26 protein-coding genes and 2 pseudogenes are annotated in these 17925 nt (G+C 57.2%); 2 read left to right on the top strand and 26 right to left on the bottom strand.

The window, feature by feature from the left end; all coding sequences use genetic code 11:
- Nucleotides 1-22: 22 nt before the first annotated feature.
- The 4 genes from ACQKEK_RS22670 to ACQKEK_RS22685 form a co-directional block, all read right to left on the bottom strand.
- Entirely contained in the window at nucleotides 23-952 is a 930-nt protein-coding gene (locus ACQKEK_RS22670; RefSeq protein ID WP_499144374.1) for an NAD-dependent epimerase/dehydratase family protein, read from the bottom strand.
- A complete protein-coding gene (locus tag ACQKEK_RS22675) occupies nucleotides 945-1829 on the bottom strand; it encodes a sugar nucleotide-binding protein (RefSeq protein ID WP_499144373.1) in 885 nt (294 codons plus the stop codon). The genes ACQKEK_RS22670 and ACQKEK_RS22675 overlap by 8 nt, the downstream gene beginning before the upstream one ends.
- Nucleotides 1830-1839: 10 nt before the next feature.
- Complete coding sequence (locus tag ACQKEK_RS22680) at nucleotides 1840-2340, bottom strand: single-stranded DNA-binding protein (protein ID WP_216706983.1); 501 nt, start codon at nucleotides 2338-2340, stop codon at nucleotides 1840-1842.
- Between the two features lie 165 nt (nucleotides 2341-2505).
- Nucleotides 2506-3873, bottom strand: coding sequence for an MFS transporter (locus ACQKEK_RS22685; protein ID WP_499144372.1), 1368 nt, complete (start codon nucleotides 3871-3873; stop codon nucleotides 2506-2508).
- A gap of 131 nt (nucleotides 3874-4004) precedes the next feature.
- On the opposite strand from ACQKEK_RS22685, the gene uvrA reads away from it, so the two are divergent.
- Nucleotides 4005-6842 (top strand): excinuclease ABC subunit UvrA, encoded by a 2838-nt coding sequence (gene uvrA, locus ACQKEK_RS22690; protein WP_499144371.1) that lies wholly within the window; start codon nucleotides 4005-4007, stop codon nucleotides 6840-6842.
- 492 nt (nucleotides 6843-7334) lie between these two features.
- On the opposite strand, the gene rplQ is transcribed toward uvrA, so the two are convergent.
- From rplQ to rplV, 22 genes and pseudogenes are all read right to left on the bottom strand, one after another.
- A complete protein-coding gene (gene rplQ, locus ACQKEK_RS22695; RefSeq protein WP_025240355.1) occupies nucleotides 7335-7721 on the bottom strand; it encodes a 50S ribosomal protein L17 in 387 nt (128 codons plus the stop codon).
- A 45-nt stretch (nucleotides 7722-7766) separates the two neighbouring features.
- Nucleotides 7767-8768, bottom strand: a complete 1002-nt coding sequence (locus ACQKEK_RS22700) for a DNA-directed RNA polymerase subunit alpha (RefSeq protein WP_499144370.1) — start codon at nucleotides 8766-8768, stop codon at nucleotides 7767-7769.
- A gap of 22 nt (nucleotides 8769-8790) precedes the next feature.
- Nucleotides 8791-9411 (bottom strand): 30S ribosomal protein S4, encoded by a 621-nt coding sequence (gene rpsD / locus ACQKEK_RS22705; RefSeq protein ID WP_045430555.1) that lies wholly within the window; start codon nucleotides 9409-9411, stop codon nucleotides 8791-8793.
- Nucleotides 9412-9428: 17 nt separating this feature from the next.
- Nucleotides 9429-9818: a 30S ribosomal protein S11 gene (gene rpsK / locus ACQKEK_RS22710; protein ID WP_014854207.1), complete on the bottom strand. Its 390-nt coding sequence runs from the start codon at nucleotides 9816-9818 to the stop codon at nucleotides 9429-9431.
- 30 nt (nucleotides 9819-9848) lie between these two features.
- Nucleotides 9849-10205, bottom strand: coding sequence for a 30S ribosomal protein S13 (gene rpsM / locus ACQKEK_RS22715; protein ID WP_073301056.1), 357 nt, complete (start codon nucleotides 10203-10205; stop codon nucleotides 9849-9851).
- A 131-nt stretch (nucleotides 10206-10336) separates the two neighbouring features.
- The gene (gene rpmJ, locus ACQKEK_RS22720; protein ID WP_014854209.1) at nucleotides 10337-10453 is read right to left on the bottom strand and encodes a 50S ribosomal protein L36; all 117 of its coding nucleotides are present in this window, start codon (nucleotides 10451-10453) and stop codon (nucleotides 10337-10339) included.
- A gap of 30 nt (nucleotides 10454-10483) precedes the next feature.
- Nucleotides 10484-11812, bottom strand: a complete 1329-nt coding sequence (gene secY / locus ACQKEK_RS22725) for a preprotein translocase subunit SecY (RefSeq protein WP_046164402.1) — start codon at nucleotides 11810-11812, stop codon at nucleotides 10484-10486.
- Nucleotides 11813-12247: a 50S ribosomal protein L15 gene (gene rplO / locus ACQKEK_RS22730; protein ID WP_499144369.1), complete on the bottom strand. Its 435-nt coding sequence runs from the start codon at nucleotides 12245-12247 to the stop codon at nucleotides 11813-11815. It abuts the gene before it with no gap.
- A gap of 3 nt (nucleotides 12248-12250) precedes the next feature.
- On the bottom strand, nucleotides 12251-12430 hold the full coding sequence (rpmD, locus tag ACQKEK_RS22735) for a 50S ribosomal protein L30 (RefSeq protein WP_003281818.1): 180 nt from the start codon (nucleotides 12428-12430) through the stop codon (nucleotides 12251-12253).
- A gap of 2 nt (nucleotides 12431-12432) precedes the next feature.
- Nucleotides 12433-12933 (bottom strand): 30S ribosomal protein S5, encoded by a 501-nt coding sequence (gene rpsE / locus ACQKEK_RS22740; RefSeq protein ID WP_019339966.1) that lies wholly within the window; start codon nucleotides 12931-12933, stop codon nucleotides 12433-12435.
- Nucleotides 12934-12936: 3 nt separating this feature from the next.
- A complete protein-coding gene (gene rplR / locus ACQKEK_RS22745; RefSeq protein WP_019339967.1) occupies nucleotides 12937-13287 on the bottom strand; it encodes a 50S ribosomal protein L18 in 351 nt (116 codons plus the stop codon).
- A gap of 10 nt (nucleotides 13288-13297) precedes the next feature.
- Nucleotides 13298-13831, bottom strand: coding sequence for a 50S ribosomal protein L6 (rplF, locus tag ACQKEK_RS22750; protein WP_499144368.1), 534 nt, complete (start codon nucleotides 13829-13831; stop codon nucleotides 13298-13300).
- Between the two features lie 12 nt (nucleotides 13832-13843).
- The gene (gene rpsH / locus ACQKEK_RS22755; RefSeq protein WP_003281824.1) at nucleotides 13844-14236 is read right to left on the bottom strand and encodes a 30S ribosomal protein S8; all 393 of its coding nucleotides are present in this window, start codon (nucleotides 14234-14236) and stop codon (nucleotides 13844-13846) included.
- Between the two features lie 185 nt (nucleotides 14237-14421).
- A complete protein-coding gene (rpsN, locus tag ACQKEK_RS22760; protein WP_046164401.1) occupies nucleotides 14422-14727 on the bottom strand; it encodes a 30S ribosomal protein S14 in 306 nt (101 codons plus the stop codon).
- Nucleotides 14728-14740: 13 nt separating this feature from the next.
- Nucleotides 14741-15280, bottom strand: coding sequence for a 50S ribosomal protein L5 (gene rplE, locus ACQKEK_RS22765; RefSeq protein WP_019339970.1), 540 nt, complete (start codon nucleotides 15278-15280; stop codon nucleotides 14741-14743).
- Nucleotides 15281-15299: 19 nt separating this feature from the next.
- Entirely contained in the window at nucleotides 15300-15614 is a 315-nt protein-coding gene (gene rplX, locus ACQKEK_RS22770; RefSeq protein ID WP_019339971.1) for a 50S ribosomal protein L24, read from the bottom strand.
- An 11-nt stretch (nucleotides 15615-15625) separates the two neighbouring features.
- Complete coding sequence (rplN, locus tag ACQKEK_RS22775) at nucleotides 15626-15994, bottom strand: 50S ribosomal protein L14 (RefSeq protein WP_003289207.1); 369 nt, start codon at nucleotides 15992-15994, stop codon at nucleotides 15626-15628.
- A gap of 23 nt (nucleotides 15995-16017) precedes the next feature.
- Nucleotides 16018-16284, bottom strand: coding sequence for a 30S ribosomal protein S17 (rpsQ, locus tag ACQKEK_RS22780; RefSeq protein ID WP_025240347.1), 267 nt, complete (start codon nucleotides 16282-16284; stop codon nucleotides 16018-16020).
- Between the two features lie 2 nt (nucleotides 16285-16286).
- Complete coding sequence (rpmC, locus tag ACQKEK_RS22785; protein WP_003289209.1) at nucleotides 16287-16478, bottom strand: 50S ribosomal protein L29; 192 nt, start codon at nucleotides 16476-16478, stop codon at nucleotides 16287-16289.
- A complete protein-coding gene (gene rplP / locus ACQKEK_RS22790; protein WP_003176421.1) occupies nucleotides 16478-16891 on the bottom strand; it encodes a 50S ribosomal protein L16 in 414 nt (137 codons plus the stop codon). The genes rpmC and rplP overlap by 1 nt, the downstream gene beginning before the upstream one ends.
- Nucleotides 16892-16903: 12 nt before the next feature.
- The gene (rpsC, locus tag ACQKEK_RS22795; RefSeq protein ID WP_046164400.1) at nucleotides 16904-17590 is read right to left on the bottom strand and encodes a 30S ribosomal protein S3; all 687 of its coding nucleotides are present in this window, start codon (nucleotides 17588-17590) and stop codon (nucleotides 16904-16906) included.
- Between the two features lie 13 nt (nucleotides 17591-17603).
- Nucleotides 17604-17846: pseudogene (gene rplV, locus ACQKEK_RS22800) on the bottom strand (50S ribosomal protein L22); the annotation flags it as partial.
- On the opposite strand from rplV, the pseudogene ACQKEK_RS22805 reads away from it, so the two are divergent.
- Nucleotides 17847-17925 (top strand): annotated as a pseudogene (locus ACQKEK_RS22805) (hypothetical protein); the annotation flags it as partial.

Below are 17925 nucleotides of genomic sequence, written 5' to 3' on the forward strand. Positions count from 1 at the left end.
TTTTCTATGCCTGCGGATAACGCTACATACCTAGCAATTTCGCTAAGCCGTCACGCATTCCGGTAGCAGGCTCAGGTAAACGATAGCGCTGCAGCAGCCGCGTATTGTTAGCTCGCGAATGACGGATATCTCCCTGTCGCGCCGCCTGGTATGTCACCTCGGGTAACTCGCCGAGCACATCACCCACTGCACCAAGCAGTTGGTTCAGCGAGGTCGCCTGGTTAAGGCCAACATTCACAGCACCCACCTCCACCACAGGCAGCTCTAGCGCCTGCAGCAGTAGCTCTACCAGATCGCCTACGTAGAGGAAATCCCGGGTCTGTTCTCCATCCCCATAAACAGCAATAGGCAATCCCTTCTGTGCCCGCTCGGTAAAAATGCTGATCACACCTGAATAGGGTGAGGATGGATCCTGCCGCGGACCGTAGATATTGAAGAAGCGGAAGACTGCCGGCTCAAGCCCATGCTGACGCCGGTAGAAATCAAGATAGTGCTCACTGGCAAGCTTGTCCGCCGCATATGGAGTCAAGGGCGCCTTGGGCGTGTCCTCGTCGATGGGCTGGCCTTCGCCATTGTTGCCGTAGATCGCCGCGCTGGAGGCGAAGACAACCCGGCGTACACCTGTCTCGCGCATGGCCTCACACAAATTCAGCGTGCCGACCAAATTACTCTGGTGCGTGCCAACCGGGTCATCGACCGAAGCCTGTACTGACGCCACCGCGGCAAGGTGCACAACGGCGCGACATCCCCGAACTGCGCTGCGCATGGCTTGTGCATCCGCCACATCACCCACAATCAGCTCAACGCTCCCATCGTCCGGTAAATTGCCGCGTTTTCCGGTGGACAGGTTGTCCAGCACCCTAACAGGGTAGCCTCGCGCGACAAGCGCATCGATAAGGTTGGAGCCAATGAAACCGGCGCCACCGGTAACCAGAATCGGTAACTCAGCCATGTCGATAGTAGCGCTCCAGCAGGCTCGGCAGCCCAGTGCGCCAGGCGCGCGGCTTGATGCCGAAGGTATTGAATATTTTCTTGCACGCCAGCACGCCATGCTGCGGCTCGTCCGCTGCATCCGAGCAGGCTGCGTGGGCGATGGGAGTCAGCTTCTCGACCGCCAGCTGGCGATGGTTAGCCGCTTCGGCCAGAAGCGCCTGGCCAACCACCAACGGGGTTGACGCCTCGTGCCCACCATAGTGGTAGGTGCCCCACAACGGCGCCTCGCAATCGAGCTGCTTCAATACAGCCAGGATGACCCGCGCAGCATCTTCAACAGGCGTAGGGTTGCCGCGACGATCATCAGCGAGACACAGCTCGTCGTTCTGCTCAAGACGTTGAAGGAACCGACCCAGCAAGCCATCTGAGCTATCGTCAAGCAACCAACCAAACCGTAGCAAAACGTGCCGTGGGCAAAGCGAACGCACACTCTGCTCCATACGCCAAAGGGCGCAGCTGCGAGCGTCCAGCGGCGCCACCTCGTCTTTTTCGCTGTAGGAGGTGGTTCTGGCCCCATCAAAGACGCGGTAGCTGGATGGCTGCATCAGTACAAACTGATGATGCTGGCCCAGCTCGGCCAGGCGCTCGACTGCGCGCTCCTGACTGGCGAGCACCGCTTCATCGACACGCCCGCTCTGGAACCAGTCGAAGTAATAGGCGAGGTTGATCACGATATCCGGGCGGTTATCGTCGAGCAAAGTAGTCAGACTTGGCGCATCCCAGCCCTGACTGGGCGGGCGTGGCGCGAGGAAGCCGATGTCCTCCTCGGCACCCAGGCGGATAAGCGCCTGACCCAGGGCATTACCGCCGCCCAACAGCATCAGGCGCATTCGCATGGAGTGAACTCTAGAACGGGATATCGTCGTCGAAGCTGTCGTAGTCCGGGGCCGGCTGCTGGGCAGGCTGCGGCTGAGACTGCGGGCGCGATTGTTGTTGCTGTTGCGGCTGGGAGTCACGCTGAGGGCGTGGCTGAGGCTGACGAGGCGCGTCATCGGAGCTGCCACCACGGCCGCCGAGCAGCTGCATGGTGCCGCCCATGTCGACTACCACCTCGGTGGTATAGCGCTTGACGCCATCCTTTTCCCACTCTCGGGTTTGCAGGCGACCCTCGATATAACACTGCGAGCCCTTGCGCAGGTACTCGCCAGCAATCTCGGCAACCTTGCCGAACAGCACAACACGATGCCACTCGGTGCGCTCCTGCTGCTGGCCAGTCTGCTTGTCTTTCCAGCTGTCGGTGGTGGCCAGCGTGATATTGGTCACCGCATTGCCATTGGGCATGTAGCGGGTTTCCGGGTCGCCGCCGACATTGCCGATCAAGATGACTTTATTCACCCCTCTGGCCATGGGTAACTCCTTTGCTGAAACATGAATGTAGTTGGCTGGAATCCTCGTGATCGGGAAACAACCAATGACCGGCAATCTTACCCTACCGCCGGAGGTCGGCCAACCGGTGCGACCGGACGATGCCCAAAGCTACAAGTCTGTCGACGGGCAAGTGGCGTCGCTCGATCAGGCCACCAAGTGATCCAGTGCAGCCCGATCCAGCGCTTTCAGGTCCACCTTCACATAAGCAGCGGCCTCCTCGGTGATGACCACTGCGTCGGACACACCAGGGACCGCCATCATTTGTTCGGTGAGCGCCGGATTACGCGCTGCCCCGGCCGACAGCGGCAGACGAAGCCCCGTTACATAGGGAGGCTCACGCATACTCCAAGTCACGGCAAACCAGAGCGAGCAGAGCGCTGCACAACCAGCAAATACCAGGCCTAGCCCACCCTGCTGATAGAGCCAACCGCCAAGCACGCCGCCCAGGCCGGAGCCGAGAAACTGACTCGTTGAGTAAATCCCCATCGCCGTTCCCTTACCACCTGCAGGGGCGACCTTGCTAATCAGCGACGGCAACGAAGCTTCCAGCAAGTTGAAAGCGATGAAGAAGACGATCATGCCGGCGACCAGCGACCAGAGCCGATTGCCGAACCACCAGAGAAACAACTCGGAGAGCACCAGTACAGCTACCGCGCCAAGTACCACGCGCTTCATCTGTCGCTTTTTTTCACCATATATGATGAAAGGCACCATACCGAAGAAACCTACCACCAGCGCGGTAAGGTACACCCACCAGTGCTCCTCCTTGGGCAAAGCGGCTTCATTCACAAGCGCCAACGGCAACGCCACGAAGCTGGCCATGAGAACGGCATGGAGCGCGAAAATACTGAAATCAAGCCGAAGCAGATCGGGATGACGAAGCGTTGATCCCAGCGCCTGCCTGGCAACCCCGGATTCGCGGTGCCTGATATGTGCAGGCGCGCGCGGAAGCACGGCTACGACGAGAATGCCTAGCACCGCCATGCCTCCAGTTACCCAGAACAACCCTGAGAGTCCGAATGCGCTTGTCAGTAGCGGACCGACAACCATCGCCACCGCGAACGATACGCCGATGCTCATGCCAATCATCGCCATTGCTTTGGTGCGATGCTGTTCCCGAGTCAGGTCGGATAGTAAGGCCATTACCGCAGCCGAAATCGCGCCGGCCCCTTGTAGGACGCGACCGGCGATCACCCCCCAGATGGTGTCGGCCGTTGCGGCGAGCACAGCGCCCGCGGCAAAGATCAGTAGCCCGAAATAGATCACCGGAAGGCGTCCAATTCGATCAGAGATCATTCCGAACGGAATTTGCAGCACCGCTTGGGTCAAACCATAAGCACCAATGGCGAGACCAATGAGTGCCGGCGTTGCGCCCTGCAGATCCATACCATAGGTTGCCAGCACCGGCAGAACCATGAACATGCCGAGCATGCGAAACGCGAAAACCAGGGCTAAGCCGGAGGCTGCACGGGTTTCGCTAGTGCTCATGCCCTCGCTGTAAGGATCATGCATGTGGGGTCTCGCTTGAATTAACCGGCGGCGATTCTAGCAGTCATCCCCTGCTCGGCACAGGCTCGCTACTTTGCCGTGATGTCGCCCCTGGCCGTATACTTTCGGGTTTTCGCCCGCCATGCGAGGCTGCTTTGGACAAGATTCTGATTCGTGGGGCTCGTACCCACAACCTGAAAAACATCGACCTGACCTTGCCACGCGACAAACTGATCGTGATCACTGGCCTGTCCGGTTCGGGCAAGTCCTCGCTGGCCTTCGACACGCTTTATGCCGAGGGCCAGCGCCGCTACGTCGAATCCCTATCGGCGTACGCCCGGCAATTCCTCTCGATAATGGAAAAGCCCGACGTCGATACCATCGAAGGGCTCTCTCCTGCCATTTCCATCGAGCAGAAGTCGACCTCGCACAATCCGCGCTCCACGGTTGGCACCATTACCGAGATCTACGATTACCTGCGACTGCTCTATGCACGCGCTGGCACGCCACGATGCCCCGACCATGACGCGCCACTGGAGGCCCAGACGGTGAGCCAGATGGTCGACCAGGTGCTGGCACTGCCGGAAGGCCGCAAGCTGATGCTGCTAGCCCCAGTCATCCGCGAGCGCAAGGGCGAGCACCTGGCGGTATTCGACGAGCTGCGCGCTCAGGGCTTTGTCCGCGCGCGGGTCAACGGTCGGCTCTGCGAACTCGATGAGCTGCCCAAACTGGACAAGCAGAAAAAACACTCCATCGACGTTGTGGTCGATCGCTTCAAGGTCCGTAGCGATCTTCAGCAACGACTCGCCGAATCATTCGAAACCGCACTGAAGCTCGCCGACGGCATAGCCCTGGTCGCCTCGATGGAAGAGGGCGATGACAGCGATGAGATGATCTTCTCGGCTCGCTTCGCCTGCCCCATCTGCGGGCACTCGATCAGCGAGCTGGAGCCCAAGCTGTTCTCCTTCAACAACCCAGCCGGGGCGTGCCCGACCTGCGACGGCCTCGGCGTCAAACAATTCTTCGATGCCAAACGCCTAGTCAACGGCGAGCTGACGCTGGCTGAAGGTGCTATTCGTGGCTGGGATCGCCGCAACGTCTATTACTTTCAGATGCTCGGCTCACTCGCCTCGCATTACGGCTTCAGTCTCGACGAACCGTTTGACTCACTGCCGCCCGACCAGCAGAAGTTCGTTTTGCGCGGCAGCGGCAAGGAGAATATTGACTTTCGCTACCTGAACGACCGCGGGGACATCGTCAAACGTTCGCACCCCTTTGAGGGCATCATTCCCAACCTCGAGCGCCGTTACCGTGAAACCGAGTCCAATTCGGTGCGTGAGGAGCTGGCCAAATACCTCAGCACCCAGCCCTGCCCGGAATGTCGAGGCACCCGGCTGCGCCGCGAAGCTCGCCATGTCTGGGTCGGGGACAAGACGCTGCCCGCAGTGACCGGGCTGCCTATTGGCGACGCCACCGAGTATTTTGGCGGTCTTACGCTGCCAGGCCGCCGAGGCGAGATTGCCGATAAGATCCTCAAGGAAATCTGCGAGCGCCTCCAGTTCCTGGTGAATGTCGGCCTCGACTACCTGACCCTGGACCGCAGCGCCGACACCCTATCGGGCGGCGAAGCTCAGCGCATCCGCCTGGCGAGCCAGATTGGTGCCGGCCTGGTCGGCGTCATGTACATCCTCGACGAACCTTCCATCGGGCTCCATCAACGGGACAACGAGCGCCTGCTGGGCACGCTTCGCCACCTACGGGACATCGGCAATACCGTCATCGTCGTAGAGCACGACGAAGACGCCATCCGTATGGCGGATTATGTGGTCGATATCGGACCGGGCGCCGGCGTTCATGGTGGCCAGATCGTCGCTGAAGGCACGCCAGACGAGGTAATGAGTAACCCCGCCTCGCTTACAGGCGGCTACCTTTCGGGCCGAGTGAAGATCCTCTACCCCGAAAAACGCACTCCGCGCGACCCTGAAAAACTGCTGAGGTTGAAAGGCGCCCGCGGCAACAATCTACGTAATGTCGATCTAGAGATTCCGGTTGGACTGCTTACCTGCATCACCGGCGTGTCCGGGTCGGGCAAATCGACGCTAATCAACAATACGCTGTTTCCGATCACCGCCACGGCCCTGAACGGCGCTACCACTCTTGAAGTGTCGCCGCACGATTCGTTCGACGGCCTGCAGCATCTGGACAAGGTGGTGGACATAGACCAAAGCCCGATCGGCCGTACGCCACGCTCCAACCCGGCCACCTACACTGGGCTTTTCACGCCTATTCGAGAACTCTTTGCTGGCGTGCCGGAAGCACGTTCACGCGGCTATGGCCCCGGGCGCTTTTCCTTCAACGTCAAAGGTGGGAGATGCGAAGCCTGCCAGGGCGACGGCGTGATCAAGGTGGAGATGCACTTCCTTCCGGACATCTACGTGCCCTGCGACGTATGCAAGGGCAAACGCTATAACCGCGAGACACTAGAGGTGAAGTACAAAGGCAAGAGCATCACGGAAGTACTGGGAATGACGATCGAAGAAGCCCGGGAATTCTTCGATCCGGTCCCTGCGGTGGCGCGCAAGCTGCAAACGCTGATGGATGTCGGGCTCTCCTATATCAAGTTAGGACAGAGCGCGACCACCCTTTCAGGCGGAGAGGCTCAGCGGGTCAAATTGTCACGCGAACTCTCCAAACGCGACACCGGCAAGACGCTCTACATCCTCGATGAACCAACCACTGGGTTGCACTTCGCGGATATCCAGCAACTCCTAGACGTGCTCCACCGCCTTCGCGACCACGGCAATACTGTCGTGGTGATCGAACACAACCTGGATGTAATCAAAACCGCTGACTGGCTAGTCGATCTGGGGCCGGAAGGAGGCTCGAAGGGCGGTCAGATCATCGCAACAGGTACGCCGGAACAAGTGGCCTCAATGCCCCAGTCACATACCGGCCACTTCCTAAAACCCTTGCTGGAGCGCGACAAAGCCTGACAGCATAAAAAAGCCGGGCATAAGCGCCCGGCCTTTAACATCAGCTATCCAGCTATCCAGCTATCCCGTCGGGATCAATCCCAGGCCTCTCAACGTCCGCCCATACGCCAGAAGCAGCACCCACGGTATACGGGTGAGCGTAGCTCAACGCATTCACTCCGCCTTAGGGTCGCTTACCCTATTGGTGGTCGACAACGTCTCGCTCCCTACCGCCACAACCGTAACGCGCGCGTCCGCGACACAAAGAGCGGGCACATAGCGGGCCCATGACCACGAGCCTAGCGAACTGTGACTAGCAGCAAACGAAGAGCGGATACCTTAAGCAGCCATGTTTCGCTCATGTCATCTTCAGCTGAATGCCTGCGATTGGCCTGGCGTTCTAGAAAGACGCCTTCAAAAAGCCAATACACCAATCAGACTAGGGTAATAAGGAACCAATCTACCCGCATAAAAAAACCGAGCATAAGCTCGGTTTTTTTAAGTAAGCAAAACTTACTCAGCAGCTTCCACTTCACCGGTGACCGGACGGTCAACAAGCTCAACGTAAGCCATCGGCGCATTGTCTCCGGCGCGGAATCCGCACTTGAGAATACGCAGGTAACCACCCTGACGAGCGGCGTAACGCGGACCTAGATCGTTGAACAGCTTGCCAACAATAGCCTTGGAGCGAGTACGGTCGAAAGCCAGACGACGGTTAGCGACGCTGTCTTCCTTAGCCAGAGTGATCAGCGGCTCGGCTACGCGACGCAGTTCCTTGGCCTTGGGCAGGGTTGTTTTGATCAGTTCGTGCTCGAACAGCGACACAGCCATGTTCTGAAACATGGCCTTGCGGTGAGCGCTTGTGCGGCTGAGATGACGGCCACTTTTACGATGACGCATGATTGAAATTCCTTACCAAACGATCAGTTCGGTGACTATGGTCGATCAGGCCGTAGCCTTATCGTCCTTCTTGAGACTGGCCGGCGGCCAATTGTCGAGGCGCATGCCGAGGGACAGACCACGAGAAGCCAGAACATCTTTGATTTCGGTCAGAGATTTCTTGCCTAGGTTCGGCGTCTTCAACAGCTCGACTTCGGTGCGCTGAATCAGATCACCGATGTAGTAGATGTTTTCTGCCTTGAGGCAGTTCGCCGAACGTACGGTCAGTTCCAAGTCGTCAACTGGACGCAACAGGATCGGATCGATCTCGTCTTCCTGCTCGACCACGACCGGCTCGCTGTCACCCTTAAGGTCGACGAACGCGGCCAACTGCTGCTGCAGAATGGTCGCGGCACGACGGATCGCTTCTTCAGGATCCAGGGTTCCGTTGGTTTCCAGGTCGATAACCAGCTTGTCCAAGTTGGTACGCTGCTCAACACGAGCATTTTCGACAACATAAGCCACGCGACGGACCGGGCTGAAGGTTGCGTCGAGCTGAAGACGCCCAATACTGCGGCTTTCATCTTCATCGCTCTGACGTGCATCAGCCGGCTCGTAGCCACGGCCGCGAGCGACCTTGAGCTTCATGTTGATCGAGCCATTAGCCGCCAGATTGGCGATCAGGTGATCGGCATTGACGATTTCGACATCGTGATCCAGCTGGATATCGGCAGCGGTAACAGCGCCCGCGCCCTTCTTCACCAGGCTCAAGGTCACTTCATCACGGCCGTGCAGCTTGATGGCGATACCTTTGAGGTTCAGCAGGATTTCGATGACATCTTCCTGCACGCCCTCGATAGCGCTGTACTCGTGGAGCACACCGTCGATCTCAGCCTCGACCACAGCACAGCCGGGCATGGAGGACAACAGAATGCGACGCAGCGCGTTGCCCAGGGTATGGCCAAAACCGCGCTCGAGGGGCTCGAGTGTGATCTTGGCACGGGTCGGACTGACCACCTGCACATCGATATGGCGGGGGGTCAGGAACTCATTTACCGAAATCTGCATGGATACACCTATTTTCTAGCCCTTACTTGGAGTAGAGCTCGACAATCAGGTTTTCGTTAATGTCGGCTGACAGATCACTGCGCGCCGGAACATTTTTGAAAACACCGGATTTCTTGTCGGCATCTACTTCGACCCATTCAACGCGACCGCGCTGTACGCACAGTTCAAGGGCTTGGGCGATACGCAGCTGGTTGCGGCATTTCTCACGAACGGCTACCACATCACCAGCTTTAACCTGGTAAGACGGAACGTTCACAGTCTGACCGTTGACGCTGATCGACTTGTGCGAGACCAGCTGACGCGATTCGGCACGAGTAGAGCCAAAGCCCATGCGATACACGACGTTGTCCAGACGGCACTCGAGCAGTTGCAGAAGGTTTTCACCGGTGGCGCCCTTGCGGCTGGCAGCCTCCTTGTAATAACCGCTGAACTGGCGCTCGAGAACACCATAGATACGGCGGACTTTCTGCTTCTCACGCAGCTGGGTGCCGTAGTCGGACAAACGACCACGACGCTGACCGTGAACACCCGGTGGGGTTTCGATGTTGCACTTCGATTCGAGCGCGCGCACACCACTCTTCAAAAAGAGATCGGTGCCTTCACGACGAGACAGTTTGCACTTGGGACCAATATAACGAGCCATTTCTCACTGTCTCCTGATTACACGCGGCGCTTCTTCGGCGGACGGCACCCGTTGTGCGGGATCGGCGTCACGTCGGTGATGCTGGCGATTTTATAACCACAGCCGTTCAATGCACGAACAGCAGATTCACGGCCCGGACCAGGACCTTTGACATTGACGTCTAGGTTCTTGAGGCCATATTCCAGTGCCGCCTGACCAGCGCGCTCAGCAGCCACCTGGGCAGCGAACGGCGTGCTCTTACGGGAGCCGCGGAAACCGGAACCACCGGAAGTCGCCCAGGACAACGCATTGCCTTGGCGATCGGTGATAGTGATGATGGTGTTGTTAAAAGAAGCATGGATGTGGGCGATGCCATCAACCACCGTCTTTTTTACTTTTTTACGAGGACGAGCAGCAGGTTTTGCCATGATTAGATTCCTGTCGATGCGCTAATGCGATTACTTGCGGATCGGCTTACGCGGACCCTTACGGGTACGAGCGTTGGTCTTGGTACGCTGACCGCGCACTGGCAGACCACGACGATGACGCAGGCCGCGATAGCAACCCAGGTCCATCAAGCGCTTGATCTTCATGTTGACTTCGCGACGCAGGTCACCTTCAACGATGAACTTGCCCACTTCGCCACGCAGCAGTTCAACCTGCTCGTCAGTGAGATCCTTGATTTTTGCTGCCGGGTTTACACCGGTAGCGGCACAGATTGTCTGTGCGCGAGTGCGACCAACACCATAGATGTAGGTCAGCGAGATAACAGTGTGCTTGTTATCCGGAATGTTTACGCCTGCAATACGGGCCATTCAGTGAAACTCCAATTGACAGCTACCCAACGCCCCGGAAGCCAAGAAAAGGGCGCGAGATACTAACGCTGTAATAACAAATAATCAACCCGGCAGCGCACTAGCTGCCGGGCCCGAGCCTTAGCTCACAATCAGCCTTGGCGCTGTTTGTGCCGCGGTTCTGCGCTGCAGATCACTCGAACGACGCCTTCGCGACGAACGATCTTGCAGTTGCGGCACAGTTTTTTGACCGATGCGCGAACTTTCATGACCAACTCCTAGAACCTTACGAGCCGACTTCAGCGAAGCATTCCGCTGCCGTAGCCCTTCAGGTTGGCTTTTTTCATCAGGGAATCGTACTGGTGGGACATCAGGTGTGACTGCACTTGGGACATGAAGTCCATTACAACCACGACCACAATCAGCAACGAGGTCCCGCCAAGGTAGAACGGCACATTTGCGGCTACCACAAGGAACTGAGGAAGCAAGCAAACAGCCGTCATGTACAGGGCACCGAACAAGGTCAAGCGGGTCAGCACACCATCGATATAGCGCGCCGACTGCTCACCAGGACGAATCCCTGGAATAAACGCACCGGACTTCTTCAGGTTTTCTGCGACGTCTTTAGGGTTGAACATCAACGCCGTATAGAAGAAGCAGAAGAAGATGATGCCGGCACTGAACAACAGGATATTCAACGGCTGACCGGGAGCAATCGCCTGCGAGATATCAGCAAGCCAGCTCATGCTTTCGGACTGGCCAAACCACTGACCCAACGAAGCCGGGAACAACAGAATGCTGCTCGCAAAGATTGCCGGAATCACACCAGCCATATTGACCTTCAAGGGCAAGTGACTTGTCTGCGCAGCGAAGACCTTACGACCCTGCTGACGCTTGGCGTAGTGCACGGCAATCCGCCGCTGACCACGCTCAATGAAGACCACGAAACCGATGATCGCAACAGCCAGCAGACCCACCGCCAACAGCGCAATGATATTGACATCACCCTGGCGAGCCGACTCGAAGGACTGCCCAAGGGCGCCCGGCAAGCCAGCAACGATACCAGCAAAAATCAACATCGAAATGCCGTTTCCGACACCACGCTCAGTGATCTGCTCACCCAGCCACATCATGAACATCGCACCCGCCACAAACGTCGTGATAGCGACAAAATAGAAGCCGAAGTCACTACTGAATGCGACGCCTTGGCCGGCCAGTCCGACGGACATGCCAATAGCCTGCACGATCGCCAGAACGAGCGCTAGATAGCGCGTGTACTGGCTAATCTTGCGGCGACCTGCCTCGCCTTCCTTTTTCAACTGTTCAAGCTGCGGACTGACAGCTGTCATGAGCTGCATGATGATCGATGCCGAAATGTACGGCATGATCCCCAAAGCAAAGATACTCATGCGCTCCAGCGCACCACCTGAAAACATGTTGAACAGGCTAAGGATGGTCCCTTCGTTCTGACGGAACAGCTCGGCCAACCTGTCGGGATTGATCCCCGGCACCGGGATGTGCGCCCCTATCCGATAGACGATAATCGCCATCAGCAAAAAGCGCAGACGAGCCCAGAGTTCAGACAGCCCGCCATTACTCAGCGCGGAGAGAGCACCTTGCTTAGCCATTTATTCCTCGAACTTGCCGCCAGCTGCTTCGATAGCCGCACGCGCACCTTTGGTGGCGGCGACGCCTTTCAGGGTCACAGCGCGACCAACCTCACCTGACAGCATGACTTTCACACGCAGTACGTTCTGGTTGATGACATTGGCATCCTTGAGGCTCTGCACGGAAACGACGTCGCCTTCGACCTTAGCCAGCTCGGATGTACGCACTTCTGCGCGATCCATGGCTTTTAGCGAAACGAAGCCGAACTTCGGCAGACGACGATGCAGAGGCTGCTGGCCGCCCTCGAAACCGGGAGCAATCTTGCCACCGGAACGGGAGGTCTGACCCTTGTGACCGCGGCCACCGGTCTTACCCAGGCCGCTACCGATACCACGACCCACACGCAGTTTTTCGCGACGGGCACCCGGCGCAGAACGCAAATCGTTCAGTTGCATGGCTTAGCCCTCCACACGGAGCATGTAATAAGCCTTGTTGATCATGCCCCGATTTTCAGGAGTGTCCTGAACTTCGACGGTGTGACCAATGCGACGAAGGCCAAGGCCCTTAACGCACAGCTTGTGATTGGGGATACGGCCACTGACGCTTTTAATCAGCGTGACCTTGACGGTGTTAGCCATGATCAGGAAATCTCCTCGACGCTCTTGCCACGCTTGGCAGCGATCGACTCGGGCGACTGCATGGCTTTCAAACCCTTGAACGTGGCATGAACCACGTTCACAGGGTTAGTGGAGCCATAGCACTTAGCCAGAACGTTCTGCACGCCAGCAACTTCAAGAATGGCGCGCATGGCACCACCAGCGATCACGCCAGTACCTTCGGAAGCAGGCTGCATGTAGACCTTGGAAGCGCCATGCGCCGCCTTGGTAGCGTACTGCAGCGTGGTGCCGTTCAGATCAACCTGGATCATGTTGCGGCGAGCCGCCTCCATGGCCTTCTGAATAGCAGCCGGTACTTCACGGGACTTGCCGCGACCGAAACCTACACGGCCCTTACCATCACCGACCACGGTCAACGCGGTGAAAGTGAAGATACGACCACCTTTTACAGTCTTGGCGACGCGGTTAACTTGAACCAGCTTCTCAATGTAGCCTTCGTCGCGCTTTTGCTCGTTATATGCCATAACTTAGAACTCCAGCCCGCCTTCACGAGCAGCATCAGCCAGTGCCTTCACACGACCGTGGTACTTGAAGCCAGAACGGTCGAACGCCACCTGGGTGACACCTGCGGCCTTAGCGCGCTCAGCGACCAGCTGACCAACTTTCTTGGCAGCGTCGACGTTGCCAGTGGCACCGCCACGCAGTTCTTTGTCCAGTGTCGAGGCGCTGGCCAGGACCTTGCCGCCGTCGGCCGAAAGGACCTGGGCGTAGATGTGCTGGGAAGAGCGGTACACACAAAGGCGTACGGTTTCCAGCTCGCGCATCTTCAGGCGTGCCTTGCGAGCGCGACGCAGACGAGTAACTTTCTTTACGCTCATTTGCTATGCCCTACTTCTTCTTAGCTTCTTTACGACGGACCACTTCGTCCGAGTAACGCACGCCTTTGCCCTTATAAGGCTCGGGACGGCGGAAGTCGCGGATTTCAGCAGCCACCTGACCGACCAGTTGCTTATCGACACCCTTAATCAGGATATCGGTCTGACTGGGGGTCTCAGCGGTAACGCCTTGCGGCAGTTCATATTCCACCGGATGCGAGAAGCCGAGAGCCAGGGACAGCATTTGACCTTTGGCTTGCGCCTTGTAACCAACACCAACCAGCTGAAGCTTACGCTCAAAGCCTTGACTGACACCGATCACCATGTTGTTAACCAGTGCACGGGTAGTACCGGCCATGGCGCGATTCTGCTGATCGCCATTGCGAGCAGCGAAACGCAACTCACCAGCCTCGTGAATCACTTCCACGGACGAGTGCACATTCAGTTCCAGAGCGCCCTTGGCACCCTTTACCGAAAGCTGCTGGCCGGATATGTTGAATTCAACACCAGCGGGCAGCTTGACGGGGTTCTTAGCAACGCGAGACATGCTTATCCCCCCTTAGAACACTGTGCAGAGCACTTCGCCGCCAACGCCAGCAGCGCGGGCAGCTCGATCAGTCATCACACCTTTGTTGGTGGACACGATCGAAACACCCAGACCGCCGCGAACCTTCGGCAACTGATCAACGGATTTGTACTGGCGAAGGCCAGGACGGCTTACGCGCTTCAGCTCCTCGATGACCGGACGGCCCTCGAAATACTTAAGCTCGATAGACAGCTGCGGCTTGGCGTCGCTGCTGACGTTGTATCCTGCGATATAGCCTTCACCCTGAAGAACGTTGGCTACTGCCACCTTCAGAGTGGAAGACGGCATGCTTACGACGGACTTTTCAGCCATCTGGGCATTACGGATACGAGTTAGCATGTCCGCTAACGGGTCCTGCATACTCATGGGCTCTTGGCTCCTAATACAAAAAAATAAGCCCGCGAAGGCTCGTGTCGCCTGCTAGAAGAGCGAACGCCAAAGGCGTGGCTCGGGCGAGCCGGACATTCTAGAGATAGTCTAGAAACGAATCAAGCCCCATAGGGGCTTGATTTTGGAACAGCAAGCCCGACAGGAACGCCGGGCTACCATTCTTACCAGCTGGCTTTGACCAGACCTGGTACGTCGCCACGCATAGCGGCCTGACGCAACATGTTACGCGCAAGACCGAACTTGCGATAAACACCGTGCGGACGACCGGTCAAACGGCAGCGGTTACGCAGGCGCGAAGCGCTTGCATCACGAGGCTGCTTCTGCAGAGCCACCTGAGCTTCCCAGCGCGCTTCCGGAGTGGACTCCGGATTGGCGATGGTTGCTTTCAGCGCGGCACGCTTCTGGGCGTACTTAGCAACCGTTTGCTGACGCTTCAGCTCGCGGTTCTTCATGCTTTGCTTAGCCATGTGCCTACTCCAATCAGTTACGGAACGGGAAGTTGAATGCACGCAACAGCGCGCGACCCTCTTCATCCGTCCGAGCAGTAGTGGTCAGAGTGATGTCCAGACCACGCAGGGCATCGATCTTGTCGTAATCGATTTCCGGGAAGATGATCTGCTCTTTCACGCCCATGCTGTAGTTGCCGCGGCCGTCGAACGACTTGGCATTCAGGCCGCGGAAGTCGCGAACCCGAGGCAGGGAGATCGACAACAAGCGATCCAGGAACTCGTACATACGATCACTGCGCAACGTCACCTTGACACCGATCGGCCAGCCTTCACGGACCTTGAAGCCAGCGATAGACTTGCGAGCGTGAGTCACAACGACCTTCTGGCCGGTGATTTTCTCAAGATCGGCAACCGCGTTATCGATGATTTTCTTATCACCGATTGCCTCGCCAATACCCATGTTGAGGGTGATCTTGGTAATGCGCGGAACTTCCATCACGTTACCAAGCTGAAGCTCTTCTTTCAGCTTGGGAGCGATCTGCTTCCGATAAACTTCTTTTAGTCGTGCCATGGTTATCTACCTAGCAGTCTCAAGCTTCAACCGGCTTTTGGGTCGACTTGAAGACACGAATTTTCTTGCCGTCTTCAACCTTGAACCCAACGCGGTCAGCCTTGTTGGTTTCGCCATTGAAAATAGCGACGTTAGAGGCGTGCAGTGGCGCCTCCTTCTCGACGATACCGCCCTGAACGCCCGACATCGGGTTCGGCTTGGTATGACGCTTCACCAGGTTGATACCACCAACAACCAAACGGTCGTCAGCGAGAACCCGGAGCACCTTACCGCGCTTACCCTTGTCTTTGCCGGCGATGACGATGATCTCGTCGTTGCGACGAATCTTTTGCATGCGGCTTCTCCTTACAGCACTTCAGGCGCGAGCGAGACAATCTTCATAAACTTCTCTGAACGAAGTTCACGCGTCACCGGCCCGAAAATACGGGTGCCGATTGGCTCCTGCTTGTTGTTCAACAAAACAGCAGCATTGCCATCGAAGCGGATGATGGAGCCGTCTGGACGACGAACACCGTGACGGGTACGGACTACTACAGCAGTCATTACCTGGCCTTTTTTGACCTTGCCACGTGGAATCGCTTCCTTCACGGTAACCTTGATGATGTCGCCGATGCCGGCATAACGGCGGTGCGAACCGCCGAGAACCTTGATACACATAACGCGACGAGCGCCACTGTTATCAGCGACATCGAGCATCGATTGAGTCTGAATCATATAATTTCTCCGACCCTTAGCCCTTAGACTTCGACGGCACGTTCGACGACATCAACCAACATCCAGCACTTGGTCTTCGCCATAGGACGAGTCTCGCGAATCGTGACCTTGTCGCCGATACGGCACTGGTTGGTTTCGTCGTGGGCGTGCAGTTTGGTCGAACGCTTCACGTATTTACCGTAGATCGGGTGCTTGACGCGACGTTCGATCAGAACGGTGATGCTTTTGTCCATCTTGTCGCTGACGACGCGGCCAGTCAGCGTGCGGACAGTTTTTTCAACTTCAGCCATGATCACTTACCTGCCTGCTGGTTGAGCACAGTCTTGACACGAGCGATGTCGCGCTTGACTTGCGAGAGCAGGTGAGACTGCCCCAACTGGCCAGTTGCTTTCTGCATACGCAGATTGAACTGGTCGCGCAGCAGCTCGAGCAATTGCTCGTTTAGCTGCTGAGCGGATTTTTCACGAAGTTCATTCGCTTTCATCACATCACCGTCCGCTTAACAAAGGAGGTGGCGAGCGGCAGCTTTGCAGCAGCCAGGGCGAATGCCTCACGCGCCAGCTCTTCGGAAACACCCTCGATCTCGTAGAGCACTTTGCCCGGCTGAATCTGGGCTACCCAGTACTCGACGTTGCCTTTACCTTTACCCATCCGCACTTCAAGCGGCTTTTTGGAGATAGGCTTGTCGGGGAAAACACGGATCCAGATCTTTCCGCCACGCTTCACGTGACGAGTCAACGCACGACGTGCGGACTCAATCTGACGCGCAGTCAAACGACCACGAGCGACAGACTTCAGAGCGAATTCGCCGAAGCTGACTTTGCTACCGCGCTGAGCCAAGCCACGGTTGTGACCAGTCATTTGCTTGCGGAATTTTGTACGCTTTGGTTGCAACATTTGGCGTACTCCTTACTTGGTAGCTTTTTTACGAGGCGCAGGCGCTTGAGGCTTGAGCTCTTCATGGCGACCACCAATTACTTCGCCTTTGAAGATCCAGACCTTGACGCCGATCACACCGTAGGTGGTGTGCGCTTCGTAGGTGTTGTAGTCAATATCGGCACGCAGGGTGTGCAGCGGCACACGACCTTCCCGATACCATTCCGTACGGGCGATTTCAGCCCCACCCAGACGACCGCTCACCTGGATCTTGATGCCCTTGGCACCAATACGCATTGCGTTTTGTACCGCGCGCTTCATGGCGCGGCGGAACATTACGCGACGTTCCAGCTGCTGAGCGACGTTCTGTGCTACCAGCATTGCATCGAGCTCCGGCTTGCGGATTTCTTCGATGTTGATGTGCACAGGCACACCCATTCTCTTGGTCAGGTCCTGACGCAGCTTCTCAACATCCTCACCCTTCTTGCCGATCACGATGCCGGGACGAGCGGTGTGGATGGTGATGCGTGCGGTTTGAGCCGGACGATGGATGTCGATACGGCTTACGGACGCGCTTTTTAATTTGTCTTGGAGGTACGCACGCACGTTCAGATCTGCAAGCAGATAATCGGCGTATGTACGACCGTCTGCATACCAGACGGAAGTGTGCTCCTTGACGATTCCCAGGCGTATGCCAGTGGGATGTACTTTCTGACCCATCTGATCGACTCCGTTACTTGTCCGCAACCTTGACAGTGATATGGCAAGACCGCTTGACGATGCGATCAGCGCGGCCTTTGGCACGCGGCATGATGCGCTTAAGCGAACGCCCCTCGTTTACGAAGACCGTAGAGACCTTCAGGTCATCCACGTCAGCGCCTTCGTTGTGCTCGGCGTTGGCTACAGCCGACTCCAGCACTTTTTTCATGATCTCGGCGGCTTTCTTACTGCTGAAAGCCAGCAGGTTGAGCGCTTCGTGATCGCCTCGGAGAACTACACCAGCCCGGCGGTGATGGAAGCCCAGGGTTCGGTACTGACCAACAAGTACGCCGATT

The sequence above is a fragment of the Pseudomonas sp. NPDC077408 genome, from assembly GCF_050269105.1.
Classification (GTDB): Bacteria; Pseudomonadota; Gammaproteobacteria; order Pseudomonadales; family Pseudomonadaceae; genus Stutzerimonas.